Source organism: Phytohalomonas tamaricis (assembly GCF_003012345.1).
In the GTDB taxonomy this organism is placed as follows: Bacteria; Pseudomonadota; Gammaproteobacteria; order Pseudomonadales; family Halomonadaceae; genus Phytohalomonas; species Phytohalomonas tamaricis.
Genome location: NZ_PVRV01000024.1, coordinates 386,946 through 407,662, shown reverse-complemented (window position 1 = coordinate 407,662; position 20,717 = coordinate 386,946). Strand labels below are relative to the sequence as shown.

The window sequence follows — 20,717 nt, the reverse complement described above, 5'->3', positions numbered from 1 at the left end:
CCATTTTTTATGAAATGATAGGTACTCACGACCATGGAAAGCTCGCAGAAGCCCGACAATGTCGCGGCGGTAATGAAGGTGTTTGCGGTGCTTGAAGGCTTGGCCGAGCAGAAGGAGATGAGTCTTGCCGAACTCGCCCAGCGCACGCTGATGTCAAAAAGTACGGCCTATCGTTTTCTACAGACGATGAAAGGGCTGGGCTATGTGCGACAAGAGGGTGAAACGGAGAAGTACGGCCTGACGCTCAAGCTGTTCGAGCTGGGTGCGGGCACGCTTGAGCACGTCGACTTGATCGCGCTGGCTGACAAGGAGATGAAAAAGCTCTCTGAGGCGACCCATGAGGCGATTCACCTCGGCATGCTCGATGACAATGAACAGTGCGTCGTCTATATCCACAAATACGACTCGCGTTTCAACCTGTGCATGCATTCACGCATCGGCAAGCGCAATCCACTCTACAATACCGGGCTCGGCAAGGCGCTGCTGGCCTGGCAGGATGAAGCCGAAGTGCGTCGCCGCTTGGCGCAAGTCACGTTCACGCAGTTTACCGACAATACGCTGCCTAACATTGACGCGGTGGTCGACCAGCTGCCGACCATTCGCAAGCAGGGTTACGCCGTGGACGATGAGGAGGGCGAGGTCGGTGTGCACTGTCTGGCCGCGCCGATCTTCGACCGCTTCGGCAAGGTGGTTGCGGCGCTAAGCATCTCGTTTCCGGTGGTGCGTTTTGATCAGGACAAGAAAGATGACTATGTCGCCCAGCTTCATCAGGCCGGGCGCCAGATTTCGGACGGATTGGGGTATCACGACTATCCGTTCTAAATACAGAAGGTGCATGTAAAGAAGGCGACTCCTGCGAGTCGCCTTCTGTGTGTTGCGTACCTGCCAGAAGCTAGCGCGCCAGCCAGCCGCCGTCGACGGCCAGGGTATGGCCGTTGATATAGTCGGAGGCGGAGGAGGCGAGAAACACCACTGGCCCGGCGAGGTCTTCCGGTGCACCCCAGCGTCCGGCCGGAATGCGGCCAAGGATTTCGGCGCTGCGCTGCGGGTCGTTGCGTAGTGCCTCGGTATTGTTGGTCTCCATATAACCCGGGGCGATGGCATTGACGTTGATGCCGTGCTTGGCCCATTCGTTGGCGAGCAGCTTGGTTAGTCCCATCACGCCGCTTTTCGAGGCGGTGTAGGAGGGCACGCGGATGCCGCCTTGAAACGAAAGCAGCGAGGCGATGTTGACGATCTTGCCGCCATCGCCCTGGGCGATAAATTGGCGTGCCACCGCTTGAGCAAGGAAGAAGGTCGTCTTGAGGTTAGTGTCGATGACCGCGTCCCAGTCCTCTTCGCTGAACTCAAGCGCATCCTCGCGGCGGATGATGCCAGCGTTATTGACCAGAATGTCGATGCGGCCGAAGGCCTCAAGCGTCTGCGCCACGATGTCCGCAATCGGCGCTGTCGAACTCAGGTCAGCCTGAATGTCGATGAAGCGTCCGCCCAGTGCCTCAATGCGCTCGCGGGTCGCGTCGGCAGCGCTGCGGTTGACGCCGGCAACATGGCAGCCGGCGCTGGCCAGTGCCATCGCCATGCCCTGGCCAAGGCCGGTATTGCAGCCGGTCACGATAGCGATCTTACCGCTCAGTTCGAACGCGTTATAGCTCATGCTTCGCTCCTGCAAATGGGTGGGCGTCTTAGCGCAGCGTCTTCATGGCGATCATGTCCATGTCGGGGAAGGTCTGGTTCTCACCGGCCATGCCCCAGATGAAGGTGTAGCTGCCGGTGCCCACGCCGGTATGTACCGACCAGCTCGGCGAAATCACCACCTGCTCGTTGCGCATCACGAGATGACGGGTCTCAGTGGGCTCGCCCATCATGTGAAAGACTACGGCGTCGTCGGCCATATCAAAGTAGAGATATGCTTCCATACGGCGCTCATGGGTATGGCACGGCATGGTATTCCACAGGCTGTTTTCTTCCAGGCGGGTCATGCCCATCAGCAGTTGGCAGGTCGGCAGCACGTCGGGAATCAGATACTTGTTGATGGTGCGCCGATTGCTGGTCTTGGCATCGCCCAACGTTTCCTTGACGGCTTGATCGAGCGTAATGGTGCGGGTCGGGTAGGCGTGATGGGCCGGTGCGGAATTGATATAGAACTTGGCAGGCTGCTCGGCGCTGTCGCTTTCGAACTGTACGTCGCGACTGCCACAGCCGATGTAGCATGCCTCGTGAGTGCCGACCGTGTAGCGTTCGCCGTCGATGGTAATCGCGCCTGAACCCCCAATGTTGATCGCGCCCAGTTCACGGCGTTCGAGGAAGTAGTCGGTGCCGGTCTGCTGCTTCATCGAGGTGGGAATCACCACCGGCTCACGCACCGGCATGGCGCCGCCGATGAACAGGCGATCATCGTGACTGTAGGTCAGGCACAGCTGGTCGGCTTCGAAGATTCTTTCAACTAGGAAACGCTTGCGCAGCCCATCGGTATCGAGGGTCTTGGCGTAATCACTGGGAATTGACTGACGAATATCCATGCCGTTGCTCCGAAACAATGAGGAGAGAACTCCATTTCCATAGAAGTGAAATGGCTTTTTGTTTTTAGAAGCTAGCATGCGACGTAGAGCGCGACAAGCAGTCAGCCTCCGGTCAGGCTATGACTTTTGTCTAAGCGGAACCGCCATCACGGCTCCTCGCTTGGCAACCATGACTCCGTCAGGAACGTGCCGTGGCGCTACCTTCAGGGGTAACAAACAGATAGCCGTCAAAGTTGGGGTCATCGGTATCCGAGAGCGCGAACAGCGTCTGCTTTACATGCTCAAGGTGATTCCACATCGCTTGGTGAGCACCGTCAGCGTCACGCTTTTTTAGCCTGGCGAGGATGACGTCGTGATCCTCAAGCCAGTCGCGGCGGTAAGAGAAATCCTTGATGCGCTCATGCAGGCGCTGCCACATCGGGCTGCGGTGGCGCTGATCCCAGAGCTGGGCGGTGGTGTCGTGCAACAGCGTGTTCTGGCTGGCGCGGGCAATCAGCAGGTGAAAGCCGCGGTCGGCCGCATCCGATTCTTCCGCCTTCGCGGTCGTCTGGTGCTCTGCCGCTAGACTCAGGCGCTCACGCTCAAGCAGCTCCTGCAACGCCTGAATATCGTGACGAGTAACGAGCCGTGCCGCACTGGCGGCAATGGCGCTCTCTATCACCTGGCGGGCGTGGAGCAGCTCGAACGGACCGATATCTTCCTGGCTGACGACTGACATGGTCGGCGTGGATGGATCATCCTGCTGTCCGGCATCCAGCAGATAGGTGCCTGAGCCCTTACGGACCTCAACGTGCCCTTCGATCTCTAACATGATAAATGCTTCGCGTACGACTGTGCGGCTGACCTCGAAGCGTTCGGCATAGTCGCGTTCGGTTGGCAGGCGGGTGCCGGGGATATAACGCGCTTCGGTAAGCTCACGCTTGATACGCTCGGCGATGAGTTGGTACTGACGCTGAGCCATTGATGCTTCCTGTGCAAGGATGGTGATGAACTGGTATGCCAATTTAGCGAGTTTATCGTCGATTGTCTTGCCAATCTGAACCCGGCGTATTCTAGGGTTCGATACAAATCTTGAATAAAAGCAGGTTCTACTAAAGTTATAGCTTGGGCTGCAGCACGCGCCGCCACTGATGCGCAGGGCTTAATTGGTATGCCTAAAGGCGCTTTGGTGGCTTATACTTTGGTGTATTGGCATACCAATTATGCTCATGATCCTCTACAAAGGCAGCATCACGGTGTTTCTGGCACTTGCTCTGGAAACGTCGTATCGCTTTCTTTAAAGGAGAGGTGGGCATGAAGATTACCCAGGCGCGCGTCATCGTCACCTGCCCGGGCCGCAATCTGGTCACGCTCAAGATTGAGACGGACGAAGGCGTCTACGGCATCGGCGACGCGACGCTCAACGGTCGCGAGCAGGCCGTGGTCGCCTATCTCGAGGAACACGTCGCACCGACGCTGATCGGCCGCGATCCGCAGCGTATCGAAGATATCTGGCACTACCTTTATCGCGGCGCCTACTGGCGGCGCGGGCCGGTGACGATGAGTGCGATAGGCGCAGTCGATATGGCGCTGTGGGACATCAAGGCCAAGCTTGCCGGCATGCCCCTTTATCAACTGCTCGGCGGCAAGAGCCGCGAGCGGATCATGGTCTATGGCCATGCCACCGGACGTGACATCGAGGGCTGTCTCGATGAAGTCGCCCGTCACGTCGAGCAGGGTTATCGGGCGGTGCGGGTGCAGTGCGGCATTCCCGGCATCGCCACCACCTATGGGGTGGCCAAGAAGGCCGGCGAGCGCTACGAACCGGCCGACGCTGATCTACCCGCCGAACACGTCTGGGACACCGCCAAATACTTGAACTATGTGCCCAAGCTGTTCGCTGCGGTGCGTGAACGCTTCGGCGACGATCTGCATATTCTCCACGACGCTCATCACCGTTTGACGCCGATCGAGGCTGCCAGACTTGGCAAGGAAGTCGAACCGTTCAAGCTATTCTGGCTTGAAGACTGCGTACCGGCTGAAAATCAGGAAGGTTTCAAGCTGGTGCGTGAGCACACCACCACGCCGCTGGCGGTGGGCGAGGTGTTCAACTCGATCTTCGACTGCAAGACGCTGATCGAGAACCAGTGGATCGATTACATCCGCGCCACCCTGACCCACGCCGGCGGCATCACCCACATGCGCCGCATTGCTGATCTGGCTGGGCTCTACCACGTTCGTACCGGCTTCCACGGTGCGACTGATCTTTCTCCGGTATGTATGGGCGCGGCGCTGCACTTCGATACTTGGGTGCCCAACTTCGGCATTCAGGAACACATGCCCCACGATGATCTGACCGAAGAGGTCTTCCCCCACGCCTACCGCTTCGAAGATGGCCACTTCACGCCGGGCGAGGCGCCGGGCCACGGGGTCGACATCGACGAGAAGCTCGCCGCGAAATACCCCTACAAGCGTGCCAGTCTGCCGGTCAACCGGCTCGAGGACGGCACACTTTGGCATTGGTAACGGATAAGCCACGGCATCGCCGGGTAGGAGATCAGGTAATGAAAGCTTTTCAAGTTCGTGCGCCGCATGAATACAGCGTCACCAAGATCGATAGGCCGCAGGCTGCGCCAGGCGAGGTGCTGGTGCGTGTCGCCTATGCCGGTATCTGCGGTTCCGACATGCATATTATCCACGGCGATAACGCCTTTGTGCGCTATCCGCGCATCACCGGTCATGAGTTCTCCGGCGTGGTCGAGGCGCTGGGCGAGGGCGTCGAGGGTGTCGAAATCGGCGCGCGGGTGTGTGTCGATCCGGTAATCAACTGCGGGCACTGCTACCCGTGCCGCATTGGTCGGCCCAATGTCTGCGCCAACTTGCAGGTGATTGGGGTACACCGCGACGGCGGCTTCGAGCAGTACGTTGCCATACCTGCCGCCAACCTCAATCCGTTACCGGAATCGATTGGCCTCGATGCCGGCGCGCTGGTCGAGCCCTACACCATCGCCGCCAATGTACTCGAACGCATGGCGCCGCATCCCGGCGACCGGCTGCTAGTGTTTGGCGCCGGTGTGATCGGGCTGACGATTGTGCAGATGGCGCGGGCGCTTGGCATTGAGGACATCACCGTCACTGATGTTATCGATGAACGCTTGATTACCGCTCGCGATCTCGGCGCGACGCGCACCGTCAATGGCTTACAGCAGGATATCGAAGCGTTCGTACGTGAGCTGACCGACGGCGAGGGCATGCCATTGATTGCCGACGCGGCCTGTCTGCCGCAGCTGCTGCCGCCCATAGTGCGTATGGCGTCACCGGCTGGGCGTATCGGCCTGCTGGGGTTTGCCAGCGCGCCGAGCGAGCTGGTGCAGCTTGAAGTAATCAAGAAGGAGCTGACGCTGGTGGGTTCACGGCTTAACAACCGCAGATTCCCTCAGGTGCTTGAGCTGATGGCCGCCGGGCGGCTCGATGCGACAGCATTGGTCAGCCATCGCATGCCGCTTGATGAGATGAGCGAAGCGATCACGCTGATCGAGCAGCACCCGGAACGCGTGCGCAAGGTATTGATCGATGTCGGTGCCTGAGGCACCGGCCGTTGCCATTACGACAATCGAAAGGGGATTCACGCCATGTTCAAACAGCTACTGACCGGCGCCGTACTCTGCTCAACGCTCGGTGCCGCTGCACTGGCCAATGCTGCCGATTACACGCTCAAGTTTGGCCATCTCGCCAACGAGCAAAACATCTGGCACAAGGCTGCGCTCAAGTTCAAGGACGAGGTTGAACAGAACTCCGACGGCCGCATTGAGGTGCAGGTCTATCCCAGCGAGCAGCTTGGCAATGAGATGGATGTGATCAACAGCATTCAGCTCGGCACCGCTGACATGACCATTACCGGTGAGAGTTTGCAGAACTGGGCGCCCAAGGCGGCACTGATGGCCGTGCCCTACGCCTTCGACAGTTCCGAGCAGATGAAAAAGGCCGTTGAAGGCGAGGTCGGTCAGGAAATCGAACAGCAGATCACCGAGAAGACCGGACTGGTACCGTTGGCCTGGTTCGAGCGCGGTCCACGCGAGCTGACCTCCAACCGGCCCATCAAGACGCCTGACGACCTCAACGGTTTGCGGCTGCGTGTGCCCAACGTACCGTTATTCGTCAAGACGTGGCAGGCGCTGGGCGCCAAGCCGACGCCGATGGCGTTCAGCGAAGTCTTTACCTCGCTGCAGCAGGGCACCATCGAGGCGCAGGAAAACCCGCTGTCACTGATTGAAAGCGCTAGCTTCAACGAGGTGCAGAAGTATGTCGATATGACCGACCACGTCAGAAGCTGGATTTATGTGGTGATCGGCAAGCAGAAGCTCGACAGCATGCCCGATGAGCTTCAGCAGGTAGTGCGCGACGCCGCCAAGACAGCGCAATCCTACGAGGCCGAGCTGTTTGTTAAAGATCAGCAGCGTCTTGAGCAGGCCCTGAAGGATAAGGGCATGACCTTCGTTGAGGTCGATCAGCAGGCGTTCAAGGAAAAAGCGGCGCCAGCCGTGGTCAGCGCACTCTCACCTGAGCAGAAGGCGCTCTACGAGAAGATCCAGAACCTCTAAGCGTAACGGCCCGGTGCTTGAGCTCCGGGCCATTTCAGGGATGGAAGATCGCTATGTCACCCTCCGAACAACCCGCCGCGTCGATACCCGAACAGCGTGCCCATGAGGCTATAGAGCCGGTCATGCTCGTACCGCCATTGGGCGGTGCGGTCGGTAAACTGATCAATGGCCTCGATCGGCTGTTCGCTTTTCTGGCCGCTGTGGCGCTGTTGGCGATCGTCGTCGTGGTGCTGTTACAGGTAGTGTCACGCACCATGCTGCCAACTTCGCCAGTCTGGACCGAAGAGTTATCGCGTTACCTGTTCATCTATCTGGTGGCGATCTCATCAGGGCTGGTACTCAGGCGTAACCGCAATGTCGGCCTTGAGCTTTACCAGCATCGTCTGGGGGCGCGTGGCCGCGCCGCTTATCAACTGCTGGTGTGCGTGGCGCTGGGCGTATTTGCGGCTATCGTGCTGCCTTCGGCATGGAAATACGCCCAGATCGGCCAGTTCCAGACCTCCCCAGCGCTCTATGTACCGATGATCTACATCTTCTTTTCGACAGTAGTGCTGTTTGCGCTGGTGCTGTTGTATAGCGCTCTAGGCGGAATTGAAGCACTGATCGTGCTGCTGCGCAGGAGGAACGCGTAATGGAAGTGCTGCTGCTGTTTGCCGTGTTCTTCGTACTGCTGGTGGTAGGCATTCCGATCGCCTTCTCGCTCGGCATTGCGTCGTTGAGCTACCTGATGTTGGCCGGTATTCCGCTCACCATCGTGCCGCAGAAGATGTATGGCGGCATCGATTCTTTCGTACTGCTATGTATTCCCGGTTTCATCCTTGCCGGCAACCTGATGAACGTTGGCAACATTACTGAACATATTGTGCGTTTCTCCAATGCGCTGGTCGGTCATATCCGCGGCGGGTTGGGGCTGGCCAACGTCGGTGGCTCGATGATCTTTGGCGGTATTTCCGGCACGGCGGTAGCAGACGCGGCAAGCATCGGCTCGGTGATGATCCCCGGCATGGCCCGCGCCGGCTACGATAAACCGTTCGCCGCAGCGGTAACGGCGGCTTCGTCGACGATTGGCCCGATCATTCCGCCCAGCGTGCCGATGATCATCGTTGGCTCGCTGTCCGGCGTCTCGGTGGGGCGCATGTTCCTCGCCGGTGCAGTACCGGGGTTGTTACTCGGGCTGGCGATGATGGTCACCGCTTATATCCTCGCCGTGAAACGCAACTACCCCAAGGAAAAGCGTGTCACGCTGAAAGCGCTGATCAAGGAAGGGCGCAGCGCCTTCTGGGCATTGTTGATGACCTTCATCATCCTCTACGGGATCATCGGCGGCTTCTTTACCCCCACCGAGGCGTCGGTCGTCGCCAGCGTTTATGCCTTCGTGGTCGGCATGTTCATCTACAAAGGGCTGACCTGGCGCAACCTGCCGACGCTGCTGGTCGATACCGCGCTGACGGCGGGTGCGCTGATGCTCCTGGTCGGGCTGGCTAACCTGTTCGGCTGGATCCTGACCAGCGAGCGCATTCCGCAGATGATTGCCGATGGTATTCTCGGTATCAGCGACAACAAGTACGCAGTGATCATGATCCTCAATCTGCTGCTGCTGTTCGTCGGTACCTTCATGGAAACCATCGCGGCGCTGATCATCCTCTTCCCGGCGCTGCTTGCGGTAGCGACCGGGGTCGGCATGGACCCGGTCCACTTCGGCATCATGGCGGTGCTCAACCTGATCATCGGCCTGACCACGCCGCCGGTAGGGGTGTGCCTGTTCATTGTCGCTGGCATCGGCGAGCTGCCGATGGTGCAGGTGGCGCGGGCGATTGTGCCGTTTCTGGTTTGCAACCTGCTGGTGCTGTTGGCTGTGGCCTATATCCCGGCGATATCGCTATGGCTACCCAATCTAATCATGGGGGTGCAGTGAGCGATGACGATCTTTGATGAAAGCTATGATCCACGCTTCGAGCGTGAGGCGTTGATCAATTTTTGCCGCGATGTATTTGTTCACTACGGCCTTGAGCGCGATGACGCAACGTTGTCCGGGCGGGTGCTGGTCGCCGCTGATGCACGCGGCATCCCTTCCCACGGCGTGGCGCGGCTAGCGCGCTACGTGGCGGGGCTGGAAACTGGCGCGATCGTCGCCGATGCGGTACCGGAAGTCATGCATGAAACGCCGATCTCGATCGCCCTTGATGCCAGGGGGGCAATGGGTGTGCCGGTCAGTGAGCTTGCGATGAAGTCCGTACTCGATAAGGCCCGCACGGGCGGGGCAGGGTTCGCCACGGTGCGTGACTCCAACCATTTCGGCATCGCCGCCTGGTATGCGATGCAGGCGCTTGAGCACGACATGATCGGTATCGCGATGACCAATACCGCAGCGCTCGGCGTACCCACCGATGGCACGCGCTGCATGTTTGGCACCAACCCGATCGCCTTTGCCGCCCCGGCTGACAAGGAGCACGCCTTCGTGCTCGACATGGCGACCACGGCGGTGCCGCGTGGCAAGATCGAGGTCTACGCCCGCCGGGGCAAGCCGTTGCCGGAAGGGTGGGCTGCCGATGCCAGGGGCCGCCATGCCAGTGATGCACCGAGTCTGCTCGACAGCATGAACCGCTACGCCGGCGGCGGGCTGCATCCGCTCGGCGGTGCCGGCACCATGTTCGGCGGTCATAAAGGTTATGGGCTGGCGGTGATGGTCGACATCCTGTGCGGCGCGCTCGCCGGTCACGCCTTCGGCCAGCACGTGCGCGACAACGCCGAGGCCGCCGGCCGGGTCGGGCATTTCTTCGCCGCCTTCCGCATCGACATGTTCCGTCCCGCTGCCGAGTTCCGCCGTGATATGGATCAGCTGCTTAACGATCTGCGCAACTGCCCACCCGCCGAAGACCGTGAGCGGGTCTATTATGCTGGGCTCAAGGAAATTGAGGCGGAGGAGGCTGCGGCTCGGGATGGCGTCATCATCGAAGAGGCGGTGGCGGCAAAACTAAATGACATCGGCACGCGCGTCGGCGTAGCGCTGCCGCCCGCGATAGGAGCGAAATGAATGGTTGAGGTTACACGTGTTTCGGCGGCCGCCACGCCTGAAGCGATCGGCATTGTCCATCTTGGACTAGGGGCCTTTCATCGCGCTCATCAGGCGGTTTACTTACAGCGCTGCCTTAATGATTCAGACAATGATTCAAGTAATGATTCTGATGCCGGCAGATGGGGCGTGTGCAGTGCCAATATCCGCTCCAACCGTGCCTTGGTCGACCAGCTGCGTGAGGCCGGTTATCGCTATCATGTCGCTGAATATGGCGATAGCGAGCATGTCACGCTGCGCGAGATCGACGTGATTCAGGAGGCGCTGTTTACTGGTCAGGACAAAAGTGGCGTATGGGGCGATGATCTTGACGTGTTGCTTGACCGCATGGCCGCACCGGAGACGCGTATCGTCACCCTCACCGTGACCGAGAAGGGCTATTATTTGAGCCCGGCTGAAGGTCGGCTCAGAGAAGACGATTCCTCGATTGCTGCCGATATCGCCAATCCTGAGCGGCCGCGTACCGCGCCGGGGCTGATCGTCGCTGCTCTGCGCCGCCGCCGTGAACAGGGATTGCCGCCATTCGCGGTGCTGTCGTGCGACAACATGCCGGACAACGGTCGGCGTACCCGCGCCGCTGTGGTCCAGCTCGCCGCGCGTCAGGATGAAGGTGGGCAAGGCGAAGGGTTGGCCGAGTGGATTGAAGCCAACGTCGCCTTTCCCTCTAGCATGGTTGACCGCATTGTGCCGGCAATGACGGATGCCTCGTTCGATCAATTGCGTGAACTGGGCTGTGATGATGACGCTGCGGTAGTTTGCGAGGCGTTCTCGCAGTGGGTGGTCGAGGATGATTTTCCTCAAGGCAGGCCGCAGTGGGAGCACGTCGGTGTCGAGATGGTCGATGATGTGGGCCCATTCGAGACGATGAAGTTGAGGATGCTCAACGGCAGCCACTCGCTGCTTGCGTATGTTGGCACCATGGCCGGCTTCGCGACGGTGGCCGAGGCGATCGCCGACCCCGCCATGGCGGGCTTCATTCATCGCTACATGACGGAAGAAGCCGCACCGACGCTAGACATGCCGGTGGGCGTCGACGTGGGCGGCTACGCTGAGCAGCTCGTGGCGCGCTTTGGCAATGATAGTTTGAAGCATCGCTTGCAGCAGATCGCCATGGATGGTTCGCAGAAGCTGCCGCAGCGCTTGTTGCATGGGGCCGAACAATGCCTGAGTGAAGAGCGTTCGATTGACTGCACCGCACTGGGCATTGCCGCCTGGATACGCTATACGAAAGGCGTCGACGCCAATGGCGAGACGTTCGACGTCAGCGATCCGTTGCGTGAGATCTACGTACAACTGCATGCCGCTCATGGTGACGATGCGCAGTCATTGGTCATGGCCTTTTTGGCGCTGCGTGACATCTTTCCAGCACGGCTGGCTGAGCGCGATGATTTTGCGCAGGCTGTGATGAGCGCCTATCGTGAGTTGGTTGATCATGACGCGCGTCAGGTGCTGGCAGTGTCTTCTTCGGCGTCATGAATAAAAATTGTCCTCAGTTCCTGGAGTAAACAGCATGGAGCATACCTGGCGCTGGTTCGGCCCTAACGACCCTATCACGCTCAAGGAGATCAAGCAGACCGGCGCAACCGGCATTGTCACTGCCCTGCACGAAATACCCAACGGCGAGGTCTGGCCGCTGGAGGCGGTCCGTGAGCGCAAGGCGTTGATCGAAGCGGCGGGGCTGTCCTGGTCAGTGGTTGAGAGCGTACCGGTTCATGAGGATATCAAGCAGGGCAAGGGTGAGCGCGACCGTCATATCGCCAACTATCAGCAGACGCTCAGAAACCTTGCTGCCTGCGGGATCGATATCGTTTGCTACAACTTCATGCCGATTCTTGATTGGACGCGTACCGATCTCGCCTTTGCACTGCCAGACGGTGGCTGGGCACTACGCTTCGATCAGGATGCCTTTGCCGCCTTCGACTTGTTCATCCTGATGCGGCCTGGTTCGCTGGAAGAATACAGCGATCTTGAGATCACCCGCGCCCGGATGTACGCCGAATCGCTTGACGAGGCGGGGCGTGCTCAGCTGGTGTCCAATATCATTGCCGGTCTGCCGGGTTCAGAGCAGAACTACACGCCTGAACAGTTTCTGGAAGTTCTTGCTGATTACGCTGCTATTGACGAAGCCAAGCTGCGTGACAATATGACCTATTTTCTGCGTGCGGTTGTGCCGGTAGCGGAAGAAGTGGGCGTGCGCATGGCGGTGCATCCTGATGATCCACCCCGCCCGCTACTGGGTTTGCCGCGTATCGTTTCGACCGCTGCGGATGTTCAGTGGCTGCTCGATACGGTGCCGAGTCCGGCCAATGGGCTGACGTTCTGTACCGGTTCCTATGGCGTGCGTGAAGACAACGATCTGGTCGAGATGGCGATGCGTTTTGCCGACAAGATATATTTCGTTCATCTACGCGCGACGACACGTGAACCCGATGAGCCACGCAGCTTCCACGAGGCGCATCATCTCGCCGGTAATGTCGACATGGTCGGCGTTATCCAGACGCTGGTAAAGGAAGAGCGTCGCCGTAACCTTGAAGGCGGGCCGTGTATTCCGCTGCGTCCTGATCATGGTCATCAGCTGCTTGATGATCAGCACAAGACGACCAACCCGGGTTATTCGATGATCGGTCGCCTGAAAGGGCTGGCGGAAATCAGAGGCGTGGAATTGGCGGTGAGCCAGCTGACCTCCTAGCGGGCCTTAGATAGTGGGTCTTAGATAGCGGGCCTTAAAGTCATCGCCAAAGGGGCATCCTGTTTCTGGGTGCCCCTTTTTATTTGTGGATTCTTATGTTCATCCTCCATGAACGGACGGGGCTCAACTACAGTATAAATATCGAAGAAAAGCATCACCGACGCACGGGGATTCTATGTACCAGAAGCGTCATGCTCTCACCTTATTGCCTACGCTTGGCTGGCTGCTCGTGATCATGTTGGGTACTTCCATGGCAGCGTATGCGGCGGCTGAGTCAGCTGAGTCAGGTATTGCTGACTCGTCTCGGCGTTCTGCGCTGGTCATGCAGCTTAACGGTGCCGTCAGTCCGGCAAGCGCGGATTATTTCCAGCGCGGACTGGCACGTGCCGAGGCCGAGAATGCCGAAGTGGTCGTGCTCGAACTCGATACGCCTGGCGGGTTGTTTGCATCAACCCGCGACATGATTGCAGCCATCCTCGATTCTGCTGTACCGGTAGTGATCTATGTCGCCCCCGAGGGCGCACGGGCGGCGAGCGCCGGTACCTATCTGCTCTATGTCAGTCATATTGCCGCGATGGCGCCAGCTACCCATTTGGGTGCGGCGACACCGATCCAACTGATCGGTGGCGATAACGATGACGCGCCAAGCGGTGAAAAAAGCGACGACAACTCTCCAGTGCCAGCCAACGCTGAACAGCGCAAGCAGCTTGAAGACGCGGTGGCGTATATTCGCTCCCTGGCCGAGCGGCGCGGACGCAATGCCGACTGGGCCGAACGCGCCGTTCGCGAAGCCGTCACCTTGACCGCGAGCGAGGCTGAGCAGCAGAACGTGGTCGACATCGTTGCACCCAGTCTTGATGCGCTATTTTCACGTATCGATGGGCACGAGGTGGCACTCGCTTCCGGCCCGCGGCGGCTCGATACTGCCGATATCGCCATCGAGCGCTTTGCCCCCGACTGGCGCACGCGGCTCTTATCGGTTATTGCCGATCCCAACATCGCTTATCTGCTGCTACTGGCCGGCGTGATAGGACTGGTATTTGAGCTGCTCAGCCCTGGTCTGCTGCTGCCTGGCGTGCTGGGTGCGGTCAGTTTGCTGTTGTCCTTCTATGCGTTTCAAATCCTGCCGGTCAACGTGGCGGGAATGACACTGTTACTGGTCGGCATCGCCCTGATTATTGCCGAGGCGTTCGCACCGGGTGTCGGTGTGCTCGGCTTCGGTGGACTGGCTGCCTTTGTTGTCGGCTCGGTGTTGCTGATGGATGGCACTGGACTGTGGGTGTCGCTGCCGCTGATCGGCGGCACGGCGCTGGTCATCGGTGGCTTTTTGCTGTGGATGGTAATGCGTCTGGCCAAGCTGCGGCGCCAGCCGGCGCAAGGCGGGCAGGAAGAACTGATCGGCGCGGTGGCGGTAGCGCGGGATGACTTCAATGCTGAAGGTAACGGTCACGTGCTGCTGCATGGTGAACGCTGGAATGCCCACGCTAGTGTTGCCGTTCACAAAGGTCAGCCTCTGCGTGTTATTGCCGTGAATGGCTTGCGTGTCGAGGTAGAACCCGGCGAGCCGCAGGCATCGCCTCCTTCTCACATTTCGGATTCGGGAGAACGTCCATGATTATTCCCTACCTTGTGCCTGTCCTGATCGTGATCATTCTGATCGCAGCATCGATTCGCATCCTACCGGAGTATCAGCGCGGCGTGGTGTTCTTCCTCGGGCGTTTTCAAGGCGTCAAGGGCCCGGGGCTGATCATCGTTATTCCGGTCATTCAGAAAATGGAGCGCGTCGATCTGCGTACCATTACCCTCGACGTGCCGGGCCAGGACGTGATCTCACGTGACAACATTACAGTGCGAGTCAACGCCGTGGTCTATTTTCGCGTTGTCGATCCCGAACGGGCGATTATCCAGATCGAGAACTTCGGCATGGCAACCAGCCAGATCGCCCAGACCACGCTACGGTCGGTGCTCGGCAAGCATGATCTCGACGAGATGCTTTCCGAGCGCGACAAGCTCAACGACGACATCCAGGAGATCATCGATGCTCAGACCGAGGCGTGGGGGATCAAGGTTGCCAATGTTGAGATCAAGCAGGTCGATATCGATGAGAACATGATTCGCGCGATTGCCCGTCAGGCTGAGGCAGAGCGTGAGCGGCGCGCCAAGATCATTGCCGCCGAAGGCGAAATGCAGGCATCACAGAAACTGGTCGAGGCCGCTGACATGATGTCGCGCAATCCCGCTGCGCTGCAGCTGCGTTACCTGCAGACGATGAGTGACATGAGTAACCGCAACGCCTCGACCATCATCTTCCCGCTGCCGCTGGAAATCACCGAGATATTTCAGCAGTTCAGGGCCAAGCGCGACGCTGGCACCGATGATGGGCGCAGGCAGGACACACCGTGATCGTGTGAGCGAGGAGTTAAAGGTTCACTGGGGCATGGCCATGCACTGGCCATGCCTTTTTTCATGGCGCCGTTATATGTCAACGCTGATCTGATCTGGATAGCGGCTCTTGTATGGACAATGACGGAATCTACCGCGAGTATCGAGTCATCGGTCGGACTTTGGTCACCTCGGCGGAGCGCTTCATTAACGTCTTTGATTTCAAGAAAATGCTGACAAGGTGAGAAGCGACCTGATTCAACGAGGCGAGTGCAACAATTGTCAATCGTGTCGCCGTGGATGATAAACCTGAAGAAGTCGAAAAAATAATGAGTGGCCACTAAACAGTCATCACTATGAGGTAAAGGAGACACAGTATGACCACAGCTCACGTAATGGCCTGTATCGACGGTTCCGTCTTTGCCCCTACGGTATGCGATTACGCCGCCTGGGCGAGCCTACGCCTTGATGTGCCGCTGACCTTCGTCCATGTGCTGGACAAGGAACGTGCGACCCAGAGCGATCTGAGCGGCAACATCGGCCTCGGCAGTCGCGAACATCTGCTTGAGGAGCTGGCGACGCTCGATGAGAAACGCGCCAAGATCGCTCAGGAGCAGGGGCGGTTGATGTTGGATGCAGCGGTGGATCGCGCTAGAGCCGACGGTGTAGCTGATGTTCATTGTCGTCAGCGCAACGGTGAACTGGTCGAGACGCTAACCGAACTTGAAGGCGATATCCGTCTGCTGGTGTTGGGTAAGCGCGGTGAATCCAACGATGAGCATCTGGGCAGCAACCTTGAGCGTGTCGTGCGCGCATTGCACCGCAATATTCTTATTACGACAGGGGAATTCCGCACGCCCGAGCAGGCGATGATCGCCTTCGACAACAGCGCCACCACACGGCGCGGTATCGAGACGCTTGCGGCAAGCCCGCTGCTCAAAGGCCTTGAGTGCCATCTGGTCACCGTTGGTATCGACAGTGAGGCTGCTCGTGAGGGCCTGCCGTGGGCGCGCGAAGTGCTGGGCGCCGCTGGGCTTGACGTGACCACGGCGACCCGTGCCGGCCATGTGGAGGAGGCGCTCGACAAGTACGTGAAAGACAACGCCATTGACCTGATCGTGATGGGCGCCTATGGCCATTCACGTATTCGCCATCTGCTGGTCGGCAGTACCACTACGGCGATGATGCGCAAGGCGGACGTGCCGGTGCTGCTGATGCGCTGAGCGATTTCATTGCGGTGGCACAGTCGAAACTTCTCTAACTGAACATGACTATGGCGAGTCCCGCGCTTGTGCGGTATTTTTACTGAGCAGACGAACTAATTTATAGGTAACAGGCTATTTTCGATTAACGACAACATTACTAGTCACCTCGCGATCACCCCATAGACAGCGCGTCAATCAGGGAAGAAGGAGAAGTCCGGTGAAGATGTCATTCAGTGAGCAAGATGCGTCCGTTTCCAAGGCGTCGAGCCTTTACCACACCGCAGGCGAGCTGCTTGCCAAGGCCGATATCCAGCTCGACGGCAGCCGACCTTGGGACATGCGCATCAAGTCGACGGAAGTGCTGGATCGCGCACTGTCAGAGGGCAATTTGGGCTTGGGTGAGGCCTATATGGATGGCCTGTGGGAGGCCGATCAGCTTGATGAGTTCTTTTTTCGTCTGCTGAGGGCTAATCTGTATGAGCAAGTCAAACCCAGCAAGCTGGTCCTGCACGCACTGCGTGCCAAGCTGACCAATCTGCAGAGCATCAAGCGCGCCTGGCAAGTCGGCGAAGCTCACTATGATCTTGGCAACGATTTCTACGCCGCAATGCTCGACAAGCGCATGACCTATACCTGCGGCTACTGGAAAAATGCGACGACACTGGACGAGGCGCAGGAAGCCAAACTCGATCTGATTTGCCGCAAGTTGGACCTCAAACCGGGCATGAAGGTTCTTGATATCGGCTGCGGCTGGGGCAGCTTCATGGCCTACGCCGCTGAGCACTACGGCGTTGAGTGCGTCGGCGTGACTATCTCCCGCGAGCAGGCGGAGTACGGCAAGTCGCTGATGAAGCGCGGCCTGCCGGTCGAGTTCCGGCTGCAGGACTATCGCGAGCTCAATGAAACGTTTGATGCGATCGTCAGCATCGGCATGTTTGAGCACGTCGGGCACAAGAACCATCGTGCGTATATGGAGGTAGCGCATCGCTGCCTGCGCGACGACGGGCTTTTTCTGCTGCATACCATTGGTAAAAAAGTACGTGAAAGCACGCCCGATCCGTGGATTGATCGCTACATTTTTCCCAATGGTGACCTGCCTTCCATCGGGCAGATCGGCGATGCGGCAGGCGAGCTGTTCATCACTGAAGATCTACATAACTTCGGCGCTGATTACGACAAGACGCTGATGGCCTGGCACGCCAACTTCGAGCGCAGCTGGCCACAGTTCAAGGAGCGCTTCGGTGAGCGCTTCTATCGCATGTGGCGCTATTACCTGCTGTCGTGCGCCGCCTCGTTTCGTGCGCGCGATATCCAATTGTGGCAGTGGGTACTGTCGAAGCAGGGCGTGCTCGGCGGCTACCAGCGGGTTGATTGAACGCCATTATTTGCGTCGCCTGGACGTCAGCGTGCGTTCTGACGTCCGGCTTTGGCCGCTTCGTGGGTGTACGTCCGGTTTATGCCTGCTAAACTACGCACTCTTTTTTCTTAGATGTTTGGCTAATTTGATGTTCTCAGCGCCTGTCATGACCCTCTGGAGCCTGACTCCACCCTAAGTTCGCCTTCCCCAGGCGATAAGCGCTCAACATGAGCGTTTTCAGCATCATGGCGCCTTTCTGGCGCGTTTTCCCGATAGTGTTCGATAGTTTAAATACGTTTATTCATAGCGTGCGTGGTAACGCGCCGAGATTTCGAGCGTCAGCCGGAGATAGCCGACGTATGGCGATTGGTTATTTCATTAAATGGCATATGGCGCGCAACTCTGGCCGTGGTTTTACTACGTTCAATAACCACCTGTTTCAACAACCACCTGGATAGGATGATGATTGGCTCGATAAAACAAAACTGGTTTTCCAACATAAGAAACGACGTGCTGTCGGGACTCGTGGTCGCGCTGGCATTGATTCCTGAGGCGATCGCCTTCTCGATCATTGCCGGCGTCGATCCCAAGGTTGGCCTCTACGCGTCGTTTTCGATGGCGGTAGTGATCGCACTGACCGGCGGACGCCCAGCGATGATTTCGGCCGCGACCGGGGCGATGGCGCTGTTAATGGTGACGCTGGTACGTGATCACGGTCTTGAGTACCTGTTCGCGGCGACGATTCTGACTGGTCTTTTGCAGATCGCTGCGGGTTATCTCAAGCTCGGGGCGCTGATGCGCTTCGTTGCCCGCCCGGTGGTGACCGGTTTCGTCAACGCTCTGGCGATTTTGATTTTCATGGCACAGCTGCCGGAGCTGACCAATGTCACCTGGCACGTCTATGCGATGACCGCGGTGGGGCTTGGCATCATTTATCTCTTTCCCTATCTGCCCAAGCTCGGCAAGGCAGTGCCCTCGCCGATGGTCTGCATCGTGGTGTTGACCGCATTTTCCATGTGGATGGGGCTCGATATCCACAAGGTTGGCGATATGGGCGAGCTGCCTGACAGCCTACCGGTCTTTTTGATTCCTGATATTCCGTTCAATCTCGACACGCTGCTGATCATCCTGCCGTACTCGATCACCATGGCAATGGTTGGCCTGCTTGAGTCGATGATGACCGCCACCATCGTCGACGATCTAACCGATACCGGCAGTGACAAGAACAAGGAATGCCGTGGTCAGGGCTGCGCCAATATCGTTACCGGTTTCCTCGGCGGTATGGCTGGCTGCGGCATGATCGGCCAGACGGTGATCAACGTGAAATCCGGCGGACGTACGCGGCTGTCGACCATGGTCGCCGGTATTGGCCTGCTGATCCTGGTGGTGTTTCTCGGCCCGTGGGTATCGCAGATTCCGATGGCGGCGCTGGTCGCGGTGATGATCATGGTCTCGATCGGTACCTTCAACTGGGGCTCGATACGTGATCTCAAGCGCCTGCCGTTGACCACCAATATCGTCATGCTCGCCACCGTTGCCGTGGTCGTCGCTACTGATAATCTGGCGATTGGCGTGCTCGTCGGCGTGCTGCTGTCGGCGCTGTTCTTCGCCAACAAGGTCGGCCGCGTGCTGCATGTCGGCGCCAGTGATGCCGCCGATGGCGCCCGTGAATACACGGTTACCGGTCAGGTCTTCTTCTCGTCTACCACTCAATTCGTTGATGCGTTTGACTTCAAGGAAGCGGTCGATCGGGTCAGAATCGACCTGACCCATGCCCATTTCTGGGATACCACCGCCATCGAAGCACTCGACAAGGTAGTGATCAAGTTCCGCCGTGAGGGCACCGATGTTGAGCTCATCGGGCTTAACGAAGCAAGTGCAACGCTGGTTGATCGCTTCGCGGTTCACGATAAACCCGACGCCGAGAAACTAATGGGCGGCCACTGATCTAAGGGGGACACCATGACGACTCGTGTAATGGGATGTATCGATGGTTCAAGCTTTGCTACGGCGGTATGCGACTATGCCGCTTGGGCAAGTTTGAAACTCGGTGCACCGCTGACGTTCCTGCATGCGTTGGACGAACATGTCGAAAGGCCGGAGTCCGACCTGAGCGGCAATATCGGCCTGGGTAGCCGTGAACATCTGCTTGAAGAACTGGCGCAGCTTGACGAGCAGCATGGCAAGCTGGCGCGCCAGCACGGCCAGTTGATGCTGGAGGATGTCAGGCAGCGCGCCGAGGAGAAAGGGTGTAATGCGCCTCAGGTGCGCCAGCGCCATGGCGGGCTGGTCGAGGCGCTTGCCGAACTTGAAGATGAGATTCGTCTGCTGGTGTTAGGTAAGCGCGGTGAAGCTGCCGCCACGGCGAGTGAGCACTTGGGCAGCAATCTGGAGCGCGTCATCCGTGCCGTGCACAAGCCGGTACTGGTGGCGATCGATGATTATCGTGACATCAAGCGGGTCATGATCGCTTTCGACAACAGCGCAACGACACGGCGCGGCGTGGAAATGCTCGCTGCTGGTGGATTGCTAAACGGACTGGCTTGCCATGTGGTCACCATCGGTGCGGACAGTGAAGCCGCCCAGAAAGGCTTGCCATGGGCTGAAGGCGTATTGAGCACGGCGGGTATTGATGTCACCAGCGTAATCCGCTCCGGTGATGTCGAAGAGACTCTCGCATCCTATGCACGAGACAATGCCATTGATCTGATGGTGATGGGCGCTTACGGACATTCGCGTATTCGTCATCTACTAGTCGGCAGCACGACCACAGCAATGATCCGCAATACTCAGATACCGCTGTTGCTGCTGCGCTGACTAACGGTTGCTGCGCTGATAGCGCATCAACTGCGCTGTCCGATATCAAAAAGGCCCACCTGACGGTGGGCCTTTCTTGTATGACACGATGGCGC

The 20,717-nt window shown here is 58.6% G+C and carries 18 protein-coding genes and 1 pseudogene; 16 read left to right on the top strand and 3 right to left on the bottom strand.

Annotation, left to right across the window (positions count from 1 at the left end):
- Positions 1–33: 33 nt before the first annotated feature.
- Positions 34–822: a DNA-binding transcriptional regulator KdgR gene (gene kdgR, locus C3Z11_RS15685; RefSeq protein WP_106478869.1), complete on the top strand. Its 789-nt coding sequence runs from the start codon at positions 34–36 to the stop codon at positions 820–822.
- A 70-nt stretch (positions 823–892) separates the two neighbouring features.
- Here the strand turns inward: kdgR and kduD are convergent, their stop codons facing one another.
- The 3 genes from kduD to C3Z11_RS15670 form a co-directional block, all read right to left on the bottom strand.
- Positions 893–1,654 carry a 2-dehydro-3-deoxy-D-gluconate 5-dehydrogenase KduD gene (gene kduD, locus C3Z11_RS15680; RefSeq protein ID WP_106478868.1) on the bottom strand — a complete coding sequence of 254 codons (762 nt, stop codon included), beginning with the start codon at positions 1,652–1,654 and terminating at the stop codon, positions 893–895.
- Between the two features lie 28 nt (positions 1,655–1,682).
- Complete coding sequence (gene kduI / locus C3Z11_RS15675) at positions 1,683–2,519, bottom strand: 5-dehydro-4-deoxy-D-glucuronate isomerase (protein ID WP_106478867.1); 837 nt, start codon at positions 2,517–2,519, stop codon at positions 1,683–1,685.
- Between the two features lie 178 nt (positions 2,520–2,697).
- Positions 2,698–3,480 (bottom strand): FCD domain-containing protein, encoded by a 783-nt coding sequence (locus tag C3Z11_RS15670; RefSeq protein WP_106478866.1) that lies wholly within the window; start codon positions 3,478–3,480, stop codon positions 2,698–2,700.
- A gap of 332 nt (positions 3,481–3,812) precedes the next feature.
- On the opposite strand from C3Z11_RS15670, the gene manD reads away from it, so the two are divergent.
- From manD to C3Z11_RS15600, 15 genes and pseudogenes are all read left to right on the top strand, one after another.
- Entirely contained in the window at positions 3,813–5,024 is a 1,212-nt protein-coding gene (gene manD / locus C3Z11_RS15665) for a D-mannonate dehydratase ManD (RefSeq protein ID WP_106478865.1), read from the top strand.
- A 38-nt stretch (positions 5,025–5,062) separates the two neighbouring features.
- Positions 5,063–6,085: a Zn-dependent oxidoreductase gene (locus tag C3Z11_RS15660; protein WP_106478864.1), complete on the top strand. Its 1,023-nt coding sequence runs from the start codon at positions 5,063–5,065 to the stop codon at positions 6,083–6,085.
- A 45-nt stretch (positions 6,086–6,130) separates the two neighbouring features.
- Positions 6,131–7,099 (top strand): TRAP transporter substrate-binding protein, encoded by a 969-nt coding sequence (locus C3Z11_RS15655; protein WP_106478863.1) that lies wholly within the window; start codon positions 6,131–6,133, stop codon positions 7,097–7,099.
- A 53-nt stretch (positions 7,100–7,152) separates the two neighbouring features.
- Complete coding sequence (locus C3Z11_RS15650; protein ID WP_262927448.1) at positions 7,153–7,731, top strand: TRAP transporter small permease; 579 nt, start codon at positions 7,153–7,155, stop codon at positions 7,729–7,731.
- Positions 7,731–9,014, top strand: coding sequence for a TRAP transporter large permease (locus C3Z11_RS15645; protein ID WP_106478862.1), 1,284 nt, complete (start codon positions 7,731–7,733; stop codon positions 9,012–9,014). The genes C3Z11_RS15650 and C3Z11_RS15645 overlap by 1 nt, the downstream gene beginning before the upstream one ends.
- Positions 9,015–9,017: 3 nt before the next feature.
- A complete protein-coding gene (locus tag C3Z11_RS15640; protein WP_106478861.1) occupies positions 9,018–10,133 on the top strand; it encodes an Ldh family oxidoreductase in 1,116 nt (371 codons plus the stop codon).
- Positions 10,134–11,648 carry a mannitol dehydrogenase family protein gene (locus C3Z11_RS15635; RefSeq protein WP_106478860.1) on the top strand — a complete coding sequence of 505 codons (1,515 nt, stop codon included), beginning with the start codon at positions 10,134–10,136 and terminating at the stop codon, positions 11,646–11,648.
- Between the two features lie 34 nt (positions 11,649–11,682).
- A complete protein-coding gene (uxuA, locus tag C3Z11_RS15630; protein ID WP_106478859.1) occupies positions 11,683–12,861 on the top strand; it encodes a mannonate dehydratase in 1,179 nt (392 codons plus the stop codon).
- A 175-nt stretch (positions 12,862–13,036) separates the two neighbouring features.
- On the top strand, positions 13,037–14,476 hold the full coding sequence (locus C3Z11_RS15625) for an NfeD family protein (protein ID WP_106478858.1): 1,440 nt from the start codon (positions 13,037–13,039) through the stop codon (positions 14,474–14,476).
- Positions 14,473–15,264, top strand: coding sequence for a slipin family protein (locus C3Z11_RS15620; protein WP_106478857.1), 792 nt, complete (start codon positions 14,473–14,475; stop codon positions 15,262–15,264). The genes C3Z11_RS15625 and C3Z11_RS15620 overlap by 4 nt, the downstream gene beginning before the upstream one ends.
- 239 nt (positions 15,265–15,503) lie before the next feature.
- A pseudogene (locus C3Z11_RS17340) lies at positions 15,504–15,587 on the top strand (sulfate transporter); the annotation flags it as partial.
- Between the two features lie 33 nt (positions 15,588–15,620).
- Entirely contained in the window at positions 15,621–16,466 is an 846-nt protein-coding gene (locus C3Z11_RS15615) for a universal stress protein (RefSeq protein ID WP_106478856.1), read from the top strand.
- Positions 16,467–16,671: 205 nt separating this feature from the next.
- Positions 16,672–17,823, top strand: a complete 1,152-nt coding sequence (gene cfa, locus C3Z11_RS15610; RefSeq protein WP_106479090.1) for a cyclopropane fatty acyl phospholipid synthase — start codon at positions 16,672–16,674, stop codon at positions 17,821–17,823.
- A gap of 444 nt (positions 17,824–18,267) precedes the next feature.
- Positions 18,268–19,752, top strand: coding sequence for a SulP family inorganic anion transporter (locus tag C3Z11_RS15605; RefSeq protein ID WP_106478855.1), 1,485 nt, complete (start codon positions 18,268–18,270; stop codon positions 19,750–19,752).
- 15 nt (positions 19,753–19,767) lie between these two features.
- Positions 19,768–20,622 carry a universal stress protein gene (locus tag C3Z11_RS15600; RefSeq protein WP_106478854.1) on the top strand — a complete coding sequence of 285 codons (855 nt, stop codon included), beginning with the start codon at positions 19,768–19,770 and terminating at the stop codon, positions 20,620–20,622.
- Positions 20,623–20,717 lie beyond the last annotated feature (95 nt).